Raw genomic sequence first — 12,441 nt, forward strand, 5'->3', positions numbered from 1 at the left:
TGTGCCCACGCACGAAGGAGAATTGAATGTCCCGGCGCATGGCGGTCATCGCGGGTTCGGTACTCGCGGCCGCGCTGGTGCTCAGCGGCTGTGGTTCGGACGACGACAGCGGGAGCGAAGAGGGCGGTTCGGGGTCGGCCGCGGCCGAGGCGAAGGTGCTCGCGAAGGTGGCACAGCCGAAGGTCGGCGAGATGGCCGGGGCCATGGGCATGTGGACGACGGACAAGAATTTCGTCAAGGCCGGGCTCAAGAAGATATCCGGCTATCCGCTGGCCGGCGGAAAGGCCGAGTGGGAGGTCCCGCTGACCGGCGAGGTCTGCTGGTCGTCCCAGACGCCCACCAAGGACGGAAAGGTCGCGGTCGTCTTCCAGAACGACAAGAAGGACCCGTCGGTCTGCACCGAGATCGGTGTCGTCGACATCGACAAGGGAAAGCTGCTCTGGCACAAGCAGGCCACGAACGAATACGGCAGCGCCGAGATGTTCGACGAGATCACCGTCGGCGGCGGCACGGTCGCCGCCGCGGGCACCAGCGCCAGCGCGGGCTGGAAGCTCGACGGCACGCCCCTGTGGAAGCCGTCCGACGAGACCTGCGACACCGTCGGCTACGCGGGCGACGACACCAAGCTGGTCGCGGTCCGCGACTGCGGTGACACCGACAACCCCAAGCTCCAGGTCGAGACGGTCGACCCGAAGACGCGCGCGGCGAAGTCGACGTACAAAATGCCGCAGGGCACGGAGTACGTCCATGTCGCCGCCGTCGACCCGCTGGTCCTCGCCGCCGACGACGGCAAGTCGCAGGGCGGCTCCGGGATCTCGAAGTTCATCACGGTCGACGACAGCGCCACGCAGGGCAAGGAGCTCAGCACGATCCCCGTGGGCGGCGGCAAGCACGGCAAGTACGAGGCCGAATGCCCGTCCACCGAGGTCACGGGCTGCGCGCAGCTCGCGGTCAGCAAGGACAAGAACGCGCTGTACCTGGGCACGTCGGACCCCGCGAGCAGCTCCTCGGAGGCCAGGAACGACCTGGTGTCCTTCGACCTGAAGACCGGCAAGCAGCTGCGCCGCGCCCCCGGTTCGGACTCGGGCCGTCTGGTGCCGATCGGCCTGGACGACTCCGGCAAGGTCATCGCGTACGAGGAGGCGAACATCGCCCGTGAGACGGGTGGCGCGATCCACGAGGTCGACCCCGCCACCCTCAAGCAGACGAAGGTCCTCCAGAACCCGTCCGCCGGCTACGAGATGGAAGCCCGCTTCGAGTCGGACCGCCGCGCCCTGTACTCCGGCAGCCGCCTCTACCTGGGCGCGGACCACGTGACGGAACCGTCGACGGTGTACAAGACGCCGCAGCCGCTGGCGGTGGTGTACGGCGAGAAGTAGTCGCCGGGACGCGGGCTAGGACTCCGCCCCGGCGTTGAGCTTCCCAAGGAGCCGGGCAAGCTCGGCGACCTCCCCCCGGTCCCACCCGGAAAGCTGCCGCACATACCGCCCCCGGCGAGCGACCCGCACCGTGCGGAACCGCTCACGCCCTTCCTCCGTGAGCCGCACGAGCCAGGCCCTGCCATCGGCGGGGTCTGGCTCACGCGCGACCAGGCCCAGCTCCTCCAGCGCCCGCAGCTGCCTGCTCATCGTGGCCTTCCCGACCCCGATGAACGCGGCGAGGTCGGTGGCCCGCCGAGGCCCCGACTCGTCGAGAAACGCGAGCAGCCCGTACGCGGCCGGCTCCAGCTCCGGATGCACCTGCCGTGCCATCTCACCGGAGGAGGCCCGCGCCCTGCGCAGGAGCAGCGTCAACTCCCGCTCCAGGGCGAGGAATTCGTGGTCCACACCACCGCCGGACCCTGCCTCGCCCGCCCCGGCATCCTCGCCGCGGCCCGCGTCCTCGCGCATGTCAGCACCCATGCCACATTTTCCCGATCCTGAAAGTTTCCGCCAACCACGGCCATCGCCGCAGCTCGACCAGTATTTCGCAGGCGTAGACCAACGGCGGGCACGAGCACCTCTTCCCCTTTCGCGGTCTACGTGCGTAGCGTTCTTGATGACATGTTCACACCAGCAGCATGTCGACAGGTCCCCCCACCGAGTCCCGTACGCCCCGCGCGCCCGCCCTACGACGTGGGAACCGTGAGCCACACGTACGGCACGGCGCACCGGCGCACGAACTCCAACGAGGCCTTTCGGAGGCGCGCCATGCCCGTGCACAGACCCGGTACGGCCCGTCGCGGAAACCCCGCGGCCGGCATTCTCCTCGCCGTCCTCTCCGCCCTCGCTCTCCTGATCACCCTGCCCGGCGCCGCTCAGGCGGCCGACGGTGGCCGTGACGATGTACCGCAGCGCGGCTCCGCCCGCATGGGCATCGGCGTCGTCGAGCACGACGGCCAGGGCGGCCGGCCCAGCGGCGGCGACGCCGCCCAGACCGAGGGCGTCGACGTCAGCAGCCACCAGGGCAACGTCAACTGGCAGGCCCTGTGGAACAGCGGCGTGCGGTGGGCCTACGTCAAGGCCACGGAGTCCACCTCGTACAAGAACCCCTACTTCGCCCAGCAGTACAACGGCTCGTACAACGTCGGCATGATCCGCGGCGCCTACCACTTCGCCACCCCCGACACCTCCAGCGGCGCCGCCCAGGCCAACTACTTCGCGAGCAACGGCGGCGGCTGGTCCCGCGACGGCAAGACCCTGCCCGGCGCCCTCGACATCGAATGGAACCCCTACGGCGCCGCCTGCTTCGGCAAGTCCCAGAGCGCGATGGTCGCCTGGATCCAGGACTTCCTGAACACCTACCGGGCGCGCACCGGGCGCGACGCGGTGATCTACACGGCCACCAGCTGGTGGAAGCAGTGCACGGGCAACTACGGCGGCTTCGGCTCCACCAACCCCCTGTGGATCGCGCGCTACAACACCAGCCCCGGCGAACTCCCGGCCGGCTGGGGCTTCCACACCATGTGGCAGTACACCTCGACCGGCCCGATCGTCGGGGACCACAACAAGTTCAACGGCGCCTACGACCGGGTGCAGGCCCTGGCCAACGGCTGATCCCCGGGCCGACGGCCCCTTGAGTACGGCAAGGCCCGGGATCCCTGCGGATCCCGGGCCTTCATCTCCCCACCACGCCCGTCACGCCGCGGCGGGAACCTTCGTCACGCCGCAGCCGGAACCTTGACCTCCGTCGAGGCCGAAGCCGACGCCGGTGCGAGCGCCAGCTCCAGGACCTGCCGGACGTCCGTCACCGCGTGCACGTCCAGCTTCTCCAGGACCTCGGCCGGGACGTCGTCCAGATCCGGCTCGTTCCGCTTGGGGATCACCACCGTGGTGATCCCGGCGCGGTGCGCGGCGAGCAGCTTCTGCTTGACGCCGCCGATGGGCAGCACCCGCCCGGTCAGCGACACCTCACCGGTCATCGCCACGTCCGTACGCACCAGTCGCCCGCTGAGCAGCGACGCGAGCGCCGTCGTCATCGTGACACCCGCACTCGGACCGTCCTTGGGCACCGCACCCGCCGGGAAGTGGATGTGTGCGCCCCGGTCCTTCAAGTCGCCGACCGGCAGCTCCAGTTCGGCGCCGTGCGAGCGCAGGAACGAGAGCGCGATCTGCGCGGACTCCTTCATGACGTCACCGAGCTGCCCGGTGAGCGTGAGACCCGACGCACCCGTCTCCGGGTCGGCCAGCGAGGCCTCGACGTACAACACGTCGCCGCCCGCTCCGGTCACCGCGAGCCCCGTGGCCACACCGGGCACCGCGGTGCGCCGCTCGGCCGGGTCCTGCGCGGACTCGGGGACGTGGTGCGGCCGCCCGATCAGCCCGCGCAGATCGTCCGCGCCGACCGTGAACGGCAGCTCGCGCTCGCCCAGTTCGTGCTGCGCCGCGACCTTGCGCAGCAACCGCGCGACGGACCGCTCCAGGTTGCGCACGCCTGCCTCGCGGGTGTACTCCCCCGCCAGCTTGCGCAGCGCGCCCTCGCCGATCGTCACCTCGCCGTCGCCGAGCCCAGCCCGCTCCAACTGGCGCGGCAGCAGGTGGTCACGGGCGATGACGACCTTCTCGTCCTCCGTGTACCCGTCCAGCCTGACCAGCTCCATGCGGTCGAGCAGCGCCTCCGGAATGGCTTCGAGCACATTGGCCGTCGCCAGGAACACCACGTCGCTCAGGTCGAGTTCGACTTCCAGGTAGTGGTCGCGGAAGGTGTGGTTCTGCGCCGGGTCGAGCACCTCGAGCAGCGCGGCCGCCGGATCGCCCCGGAAGTCCGAACCCACCTTGTCGATCTCGTCGAGCAGGACGACGGGGTTCATGGAACCCGCCTCCTTGATCGCCCGCACGATGCGCCCCGGCAACGCACCCACGTACGTACGCCGGTGCCCCCGGATCTCCGCCTCGTCCCGCACACCACCGAGCGCGACCCGCACGAACTTGCGCCCCATGGCATGCGCCACGGACTCCCCCAGCGACGTCTTGCCCACACCGGGCGGGCCGACCAGGGCGAGCACCGCGCCACCGCGCCGTCCGCCCACGACACCCATCCCCCGGTCCGAGCGCCGCTTGCGCACCGCCAGGTACTCGGTGATGCGCTCCTTCACGTCCTGCAGGCCCGCGTGCTCGGCGTCGAGGATCTCCTGGGCGCCCTTGATGTCGTACGCGGAAGCACTGTCATCGGTTCGCTCGGTCCACGGCAGTTCGAGCACCGTGTCGAGCCAGGTGCGGATCCAGGAACCCTCGGGCGACTGGTCGCTCGCGCGCTCCAGCTTCTCGACTTCCTTCAGTGCCGCTTCCCGCACGTTCTCCGGCAGGTCCGCGGCCTCCACCCGGGCGCGGTAGTCGTCGGACTCCTCCTCGCCCTCCTGACCGTTGAGCTCACGCAGCTCCTTGCGCACCGCCTCCAACTGCCGCCGCAGCAGGAACTCGCGCTGCTGCTTGTCCACACCCTCCTGCACGTCCTTGGCGATGGACTCGGCCACGTCCTGCTCGGCCAGGTGCTCCCGCAACTGCTCGGTGGCCAGCTTCAGGCGTGCCGTCGGGTCCTCGGTCTCCAGGAGCTGGATCTTCTGCTCGCTGGTGAGGAACGGCGAGTACCCGGAGTTGTCCGCGAGCGCGGAGACGTCGTCGATCTGCTGCACGCGGTCGACGACCTGCCACGCGCCACGCTTCTTCAGCCAGCTCGTGGCCAGCGCCTTGTACTCCTTGACCAGCTCGGCGGTCGCCCCGGGCAGGGGCTCCGGCACGGTCTCCTCGACCTGCGCGCCCTCCACCCACAACGCCGCGCCGGGCCCGGTCGTACCCGCACCGATGCGCACCCGCCCACGAGCACGGATCAACGCGCCCGGGTCTCCGTCCGCCAGCCGGCCGACCTGCTCGACGGTGCCCAGCACTCCCATCCCCGCATACGTCCCGTCGATCCGCGGAACAAGCAGCACCTTGGGCTTGCTACCGCTACCACTGGACCGCGCGGCGGCCTGGGCGGCCTCCACCGCGGCCCGCACCTCGGCATCGGACAGGTCGAACGGCACCACCATGCCGGGCAGCACGACCTCGTCATCGAGCGGCAGCACGGGCAGAGCGAGCAGTGTGTTAGCCGTGGACTCAGCAGCCATGATCTCCCCTTCGGCATTCAAGTTGAGCTATACCGACTCAATGCTTGTGAGCCCCCGAATGTTCCCCCGGACCTGTTCGCTGTCAGCGATCACGCCCCCCATCGCGAAATCCCCTCTCCGTAAGGTTCACTTGCCGCCAGCACTCATTACCTACTGGTCATCACCCGAAGCTGAAGGGTTGCTCCATGCACGGCACAGAGGGATCCCCGACAGCGGGCAGCGACGTCGTACGTGCCTGGGTCGACGGCTGGGTCGTCTCACGCGGCGCCGCCCCGCCGGCGGTGGAGCCGTGGGGCTTCACCGTCGACGTCGGCCAGGCCAACCACCCGACGAGGCACGTCCTCGGCGCCACCGGCACGGGCGTCCAGGAGGCGGACGTACGCAAGGTCGCCACGTCGGTGACCGGTGCGAACGTGTGGCTGAAGGTCTTCGACCACCCGGACCGCGTCACCCCCTGGCTCGGCCCCGAATGGTGGCTGGACCCTGAACCCGGCTACCTGATGACCGTCCCCCTCACCCCCGTCGCCCCACACCGACTGACCGCCCCTGACGGCTACCGGCTCCGCACCTGGGCGCGCGGCGGCGTGATCCGCACGATGGTCACCACCGCCGACGGCTCCTGGGCCGCCCGCGGCCAGATCGCACCGACCGGCCGCACCGCGGTCGCCGACCAGATCGAGACCTCACCGCAGCACCGCCGCAAGGGCCTGGGCAGCCTCGTCATGCGCGCCCTCACCGTCGCGGCCGTCGAACAGGGCGTGGAGACCGGCGTCCTGGCGGGGACACCGGACGGACGAGCCCTGTACGAGTCACTGGGGTGGCAGGTGATCGCGGAACTGACGAGCGCGCGACGGAAGTCGGTGGAGGAGGAAGCAGAGGAAGGCGAAGTAGGGGCGTAGGGAGAAGCGAGGACCTGAGCGGGCGGCCCGCTGGGTGCCTGCGAGCGCTCGGCGTCTGCGAGCGCTCGACACCCTGCGACCGCTCTACGCCTGTGACAGCCCAGTGTCTGCGTCCCGTCGGCAGTTGCGACTCGCTCGACACTTGCGGCCTGCTCAGCACTTGCGGCCCGCTCGGCACTTGCCGCTCGTTCGGCACCTACGGCCCGGTGGGCACGCTCAGCCAGCTGGGCGTGGCGCCGGTGGCCTTCCGGACGTGGGTATCGACGGCCGCTGGACGTGAGCGCCGACGGTCGGCCGGGCGTGGGCACCGACGGTCGGCCGGGCGTTCACCGCCGACTTGGCGACCGCCTTACCGATCGCTCCCGACCTACGCGGCCGCCGCCCGTATCTTTCTCGCGCGGGTGTCCGCGTAGGCGTACGGCAGTCCGGGCACCATCAGGAGCAGGGTTCCCCACAGCGGTAGCCGGAAGAGCGTGTCGTCGCCCGCGAGCCACGCGGTGAGCAGGGCAATGGCCGCGCCTACCAGGCCCATGAGCAGCCACCCTCTGAAGCCGAGGGCTCCACGCCGTATCTCCAGGATGACTGTGCCCGCCACTATCACCGCGTAGGACGCCAGGCGCGACGGCTCAACGGACAGGGCCAGCGTCCGGTCCAGCAGATGCATGATGAGCAGCACCGAGCCGAGGACGAACGGGACCAGCGCCGCCATCCGAAGCACCCGCTGGTGCAGGGGCGCGCGGGCCCGGGCCCAAGACGCGGCGAACGCCTTCACGTCCGCGCCGACCACGTCCCGCGCCGAGCGGCCCGCGGCGGCGGCCTCGTCCAGGTGCGCGGAGAGCTCGGCCAGCATCTCGCGCATGGAGGCGTCGTCGATGCCTCTGTACTCCCAGTTGCTCCGGCAGACCGCCAGAACGCGGGCGCGTTCCGCCGTGTCAGCCGCACTGCCGTCAGCCGCCTTACCGTCGACTGCCGTACCGTCGGCCTCCTGGGCGTCGACCCCGCCGTCGCGGGCCGCTGCGATCTCGCTGATCTTGCCGTCGCCGACCATCTGGTGCCTCATGTCGCCTGTCCCCCCGTGTCGCCGTCTCGTGCGTCCTACTCGTCCTCGTCCCGCCCGTCCCGCTCATCCCGCCCGACCTGCTCCCCCTGCTCCTCGCGCAAGGTCTTGGAGACCGCCGTCGTGAAGGTGCTCCAGGTGGCACGGCCCGCGGCCAGCTCGGCCGCGCCCGCGTCGGTCAGGCGGTAGTACTTGCGCGGCGCGCCTCCCGCCGCGGACGGCGCGCGGTAGGAATCGACCAGCCCGGCTCGCTCCATGCGGGCGAGCAGGGGGTAGATGCTGCCCTCGCTCACCAGGTCGAGGCCGCTCTCGGTGAGGGCCTCCACGAACTCATAGCCATACCGAGGCCGTTCGCCGATGAGCGCGAGCAGGCACAGGTCGAGCACCCCGCGCAGCAGCTGGCTGCGCCGCTGGTCATGCGCCGCGGCCAGTTGCTTTGTCATGCGGTACAAGATAGTCAGGAAGTACCTTGCGCCGCAAGGGTTTTATGCGGAGGCTCAGATTCCGCCCACTTCGCGGCAGGACAGGGTGAGGAAGGGCGGGGCGGGAAGCCCCCGGCGCACGGCCTGCGCGGACCAACACGGGCCTGCTCAGACCTGCTCAGACCTGCTCAAGGCCTACGCAGCCGCGCCGCCCACCCCTCGGCCCCGCAGCAGCGGCCACGTCGCCACGCCCACAGCGAGCGCGAGCAGGTGCCCCCAGTTGGTCATCGGGTCGGTGAAGGCGACGAGATCCGTGACGAGCATCCAGCCGAACCCCGCGAGGACGGCCCAGCCCAGCCAGGGCTTGAGCAACCCGGCCAGCGCGCCGACGCTCGCGGCGACGCCGAAACTTATGCCGTAGTCGAGACGGTGCAGGGAGCTGCCGGGGAGGTGGCCGGCGAGGACCGAGAGCCCGACCGGCACCTCGGTGGCCAGCGTGGCGACCATGTGCCCGAGCAGGAAGACACCCGCCGTACGCACTCCGCCGATGCGGCGTTCCAGCGCGGTGAGGACAAGGACGAACCCGATGGCGTACGGCGACGCGATGCCGCCCGCGATCCACAGCGCGCTGGCGACGAGGACGAAGACCGGACGGTCCGCGAGGTGCGCCACGTCCGTGCTCGAACCCTGGTGCAGCGAGGAGACGAGGGAGGGGTCCGCGTGCTCGGCGAGGAGCGAGGTCGCGAGGAGGATGAGGGCGTAGCCGAAGGTGAAGGGCGTCCCGGTCGGCGAGGGCAGCAGCCGCCAGGGCCGCAGCCCCCGCAACCCGGCCCACACCCGAACCCGCACGTCGCGGACACCGGCCGCACCCGCCCCGGCCGCACCCGCCCCGGCCGCGCCGCCACCGACGCCGCCCGCGAAGGACCCCTCAGCGAACGAGCCATCGACCAGCGACTCCACGGCGACCGGCTCCAACATGGCGATCCCGCGCCGAGCCTCCACCTCGGGCGCCCCCGACGCGCGCCTGCCCGCCTGACTGGGCACCCCGTCGAGCGTCGCGACCCCCGACCCGGCGGCCACGGCGTCGAGCACCGCGGCCCCCGCCCCGACGGCCACGACATCACCCGTCACAGGAGCAGTCTCACCGCCCAGAGCATCACGCACTCCAGCCTCGATCCCACTGGTCACCGCACCCCGGGACGAACCCTCCGCCCCCGCGACGGCGCCCCCGCCAGAAACCCGCACAGACCGGTTCACGCTGAGGCGCTCCCTCCATCACGGCTTCACGGACCTTCCATTACGGATAGATCACGGATCACGCTTCACCGATCGTTCCCGCGCTGTCTATGACCGACGCCACGTGAGACGCGATTCACAGGAACCCACAGCAACCCCACACCATTCCTCGGCGTCCCGCAAAACCACACGCTCCGTAGTCTCCACACCCATTCCGGACGACAGGAAGATGGGCAGATGCACACCCCGTACCGATCCGATCCCCCCGTGGTTCTCGACCGGCGCGAAGGCCCTCACGGCGAAGTCGTGCTGCGACGCCACGGAGACCTGCTGCAGATCATTGCCAACGGCACATTCCTGATGGACACCTCCGACGGCCGCTCGGAGCGTCTCCTTGTGGATGCCGCGTACGACGCCCTCAACGGGCGGCCGCGGCCGAGCGTCCTCATCGGCGGCCTGGGGGTCGGTTTCTCCCTCGCCCACGCGGCCGCCGACCCCCGTTGGAGCCGCATCACCGTGGTCGAGCGCGAGCAGGCCATCATCGACTGGCACCTCGAAGGACCACTCTCGGAGCTCTCCCGGACAGCCCTCGCCGACCCGCGCACGGAGATCCTGCACGCCGACCTGGTCGCATATGTCAACGGCTCATTCGCAGGCGCCAACGGCGCGCCCGTCACGTACGACGCCCTGTGCCTCGACATCGACAACGGCCCCGACTGGACCGTCACACAGGACAACGAAAGCCTCTATTCCCCCACTGGCCTCGCCGCCTGCCAGGCCCGCCTGAACCCCGGCGGCGTGCTCGCCGTGTGGTCGGCGCAGCCGTCATCCGCTTTCGACTCCGCTCTACGGAATGCCGGGTTCCAGCAGGTACGTACGGAAGAGATCCCCGTTGCCCGGGGCGTACCGGACGTGGTTCATCTCGCGGCAAGGGCTGCGTAGCCGAGGGGCCTTCACGCCCCGTACTCTGCTGACCGGACACCAAGCGATCACGTCAGGGGCGGGGCGATGGAGCAGACACACACCTCCCACAACAGCGCCACGGCAGCGATGCCGGGCGCCCAGCGCCGGGTTCTGGTGGTCGAGGACGACCCGACGATCGTCGACGCCATCGCCGCCCGGCTGCGCGCCGAGGGTTTCGTCGTGCAAACGGCGGCGGACGGCCCGGCGGCAGTGGACACCGCGCAGGCATGGCAGCCGGATCTGTTGATCCTCGACATCATGCTGCCGGGTTTCGACGGCCTGGAGGTCTGCCGTCGCGTGCAGGCCCAGCGGCCGGTGCCGGTGCTGATGCTCACCGCGCGGGACGACGAGACGGACATGCTGGTCGGGCTTGGCGTCGGCGCCGACGACTACATGACCAAGCCGTTCTCGATGCGGGAACTCGCCGCGCGCGTGCACGTGCTGCTGCGCCGGGTCGAGCGGGCCGCGCTCGCGGCCACGACACCGCGCAGCGGCATCCTGCGCCTTGGCGAGCTGGAGATCGACCACGCGCAGCGGCGTGTGCGGGTGCGCAGCGAGGACGTACACCTGACACCCACGGAATTCGACCTCCTGGTGTGCCTGGCGAACACCCCGCGCGCGGTGCTCTCGCGCGAGCAGCTGCTAGCCGAGGTGTGGGACTGGGCCGACGCGTCCGGCACCCGCACGGTCGACAGTCACATCAAGGCGCTGCGCCGCAAGATCGGAGCTGAGCGCATCCGTACGGTCCACGGGGTCGGGTACGCCCTGGAGACCCCGACGCCATGACGGCGGACCCCGGCGCCGCCGACGGCACGGCTCGCGGCGCCCTGAGCGGCACACCGGGCAGTGCCCACGGCACGCCGGGCGCCGCGGCGGAGAGCGCCGCGGAGCGGGCCCGGAAGTGGCGCTGCGACCGGGGCGGCAGCATCGGCCTGAACGGGCCCTTCGAGGGCGTCAGGCCGTTCTCCATCAAGACGAAGCTCGGCACCCTGGTCGTCGTCTCGGTCTTCATCACCACGGGGCTGCTGATGGTGGCCATGGAGACCGAGACCGAGCTCCGCTTCATCACCGTCTTCTCCGTGATCGCCACCCTGCTGATCACGCAGTTCGTGGCCCACAGCCTCACGGCGCCGCTGGACGAGATGAACTCGGTGGCCCGCGCGGTCTCGCACGGCGACTACACGCGCCGCGTGCGCGGGGCCGACCGCCGCGACGAACTGGGCGACGTGGCCATGACGATCAATCGCATGGCCGACGACCTGGAGGCGCAGGACCAGCAGCGCAAGGAGCTGGTCGCCAACGTCTCGCACGAGCTGCGCACCCCCATCGCCGCGCTGCGCGCCGTCCTGGAGAACGTCGTCGACGGCGTCTCGGCGGCCGACCCGGAGACGATGCGTACGGCCCTGAAGCAGACCGAGCGCCTGGGCCGACTGGTGGAGACCCTGCTCGACCTGTCCCGCCTCGACAACGGAGTCGTACCCCTCAGGGCACGCCGCTTCGAAGTGTGGCCCTATCTGTCGGGCGTCCTGAAGGAGGCCAACATGGTGGCCTCCGCGCGCAAGGGGATGACGTCCGGTTCCGGCAGTCACACGCGTACGGACGTCCATCTGCACCTGGACGTCTCCCCGCCGGAGCTGACGGCCCACGCGGACGCCGAGCGCCTGCACCAGGTCGTCGCCAACCTCATCGACAACGCGGTCAAACACAGCCCGCCCCACGGCCGCGTGACGGTGCGTGCCCGGAGGGGCCTGTATCCCGAGTCCCTGGACCTGGAGGTCCTCGACGAGGGCCCCGGCATTCCGGAGTCGGAGTGGCACCGCGTCTTCGAGCGCTTCAACCGCGGCGCGCACGCCGGCGTCCCGCCGGGGAGCGACGGCGGCACGGGGCTCGGCCTCGCGATCGCGCGCTGGGCGGTGGATCTGCACGGCGGGCACATCGGTGTGGCCGAATCGGCCCGGGGCTGCCGAATTCAGGTCACCCTTCCGGGCCTGCCCGAAGACTGAAGTTGACGTAAGGTTCGAAGCGGAAGCGCTCTCCGGGCGCGCGCACCGCGCGCCGGACGGGCCGCGACCGCGTGTCGACGCACCCGAGGCGTGTCCAGGACGTGCACAGACGTCCCCACCAGGGCTCCACGCGGTGCACTGTCATAGGCAAACTTCGCTTGTTTCCCGCCATTTACAGCCCCGAAACCAGCTTTCCAGTGTGACTTACGCGACGGATGACCGGCCCGGTCTGCACTGTGCGTCGATGGAGGCGTAGCCTTTATTTCCGCTGTCCATC

The 12,441-nt window shown here is 70.5% G+C and carries 11 protein-coding genes; 6 read left to right on the forward strand and 5 right to left on the reverse strand.

What is annotated here, in order from left to right; translation table 11 throughout:
• The first annotated feature begins 26 nt into the window (after window positions 1-26).
• Window positions 27-1,379 (forward strand): YncE family protein, encoded by a 1,353-nt coding sequence (locus tag IEY91_RS00790; RefSeq protein WP_189172449.1) that lies wholly within the window; start codon window positions 27-29, stop codon window positions 1,377-1,379.
• Window positions 1,380-1,394: 15 nt separating this feature from the next.
• Here the strand turns inward: IEY91_RS00790 and IEY91_RS00795 are convergent, their stop codons facing one another.
• Complete coding sequence (locus IEY91_RS00795; RefSeq protein ID WP_164328188.1) at window positions 1,395-1,889, reverse strand: MarR family winged helix-turn-helix transcriptional regulator; 495 nt, start codon at window positions 1,887-1,889, stop codon at window positions 1,395-1,397.
• Between the two features lie 300 nt (window positions 1,890-2,189).
• On the opposite strand from IEY91_RS00795, the gene IEY91_RS00800 reads away from it, so the two are divergent.
• On the forward strand, window positions 2,190-3,035 hold the full coding sequence (locus IEY91_RS00800) for a lysozyme (protein ID WP_164320728.1): 846 nt from the start codon (window positions 2,190-2,192) through the stop codon (window positions 3,033-3,035).
• Between the two features lie 104 nt (window positions 3,036-3,139).
• Here the strand turns inward: IEY91_RS00800 and lon are convergent, their stop codons facing one another.
• A complete protein-coding gene (gene lon, locus IEY91_RS00805) occupies window positions 3,140-5,584 on the reverse strand; it encodes an endopeptidase La (protein WP_189172450.1) in 2,445 nt (814 codons plus the stop codon).
• Window positions 5,585-5,769: 185 nt separating this feature from the next.
• Here lon and IEY91_RS00810 point away from each other — a divergent pair, with 185 nt between their 5' ends.
• On the forward strand, window positions 5,770-6,483 hold the full coding sequence (locus tag IEY91_RS00810; protein WP_189172451.1) for a GNAT family N-acetyltransferase: 714 nt from the start codon (window positions 5,770-5,772) through the stop codon (window positions 6,481-6,483).
• A gap of 367 nt (window positions 6,484-6,850) precedes the next feature.
• Here the strand turns inward: IEY91_RS00810 and IEY91_RS00815 are convergent, their stop codons facing one another.
• From IEY91_RS00815 to IEY91_RS00825, 3 genes are all read right to left on the reverse strand, one after another.
• A complete protein-coding gene (locus tag IEY91_RS00815; protein ID WP_189172452.1) occupies window positions 6,851-7,543 on the reverse strand; it encodes a hypothetical protein in 693 nt (230 codons plus the stop codon).
• Between the two features lie 35 nt (window positions 7,544-7,578).
• Complete coding sequence (locus IEY91_RS00820; RefSeq protein ID WP_229696609.1) at window positions 7,579-7,983, reverse strand: PadR family transcriptional regulator; 405 nt, start codon at window positions 7,981-7,983, stop codon at window positions 7,579-7,581.
• A 174-nt stretch (window positions 7,984-8,157) separates the two neighbouring features.
• Entirely contained in the window at window positions 8,158-9,093 is a 936-nt protein-coding gene (locus IEY91_RS00825; RefSeq protein WP_306309845.1) for a rhomboid-like protein, read from the reverse strand.
• Between the two features lie 342 nt (window positions 9,094-9,435).
• Between IEY91_RS00825 and IEY91_RS00830 the strand changes: the two genes are divergently transcribed.
• From IEY91_RS00830 to IEY91_RS00840, 3 genes are all read left to right on the forward strand, one after another.
• The gene (locus tag IEY91_RS00830; RefSeq protein ID WP_189172453.1) at window positions 9,436-10,140 is read left to right on the forward strand and encodes a spermidine synthase family protein; all 705 of its coding nucleotides are present in this window, start codon (window positions 9,436-9,438) and stop codon (window positions 10,138-10,140) included.
• A 66-nt stretch (window positions 10,141-10,206) separates the two neighbouring features.
• Window positions 10,207-10,947: a response regulator transcription factor gene (locus tag IEY91_RS00835; RefSeq protein ID WP_016641312.1), complete on the forward strand. Its 741-nt coding sequence runs from the start codon at window positions 10,207-10,209 to the stop codon at window positions 10,945-10,947.
• A complete protein-coding gene (locus IEY91_RS00840) occupies window positions 10,944-12,164 on the forward strand; it encodes a HAMP domain-containing sensor histidine kinase (protein ID WP_229696610.1) in 1,221 nt (406 codons plus the stop codon). The genes IEY91_RS00835 and IEY91_RS00840 overlap by 4 nt, the downstream gene beginning before the upstream one ends.
• Window positions 12,165-12,441 lie beyond the last annotated feature (277 nt).

It is taken from the genome of Streptomyces lasiicapitis (genome assembly GCF_014646335.1).
Classification (GTDB): Bacteria; Actinomycetota; Actinomycetes; order Streptomycetales; family Streptomycetaceae; genus Streptomyces; species Streptomyces lasiicapitis.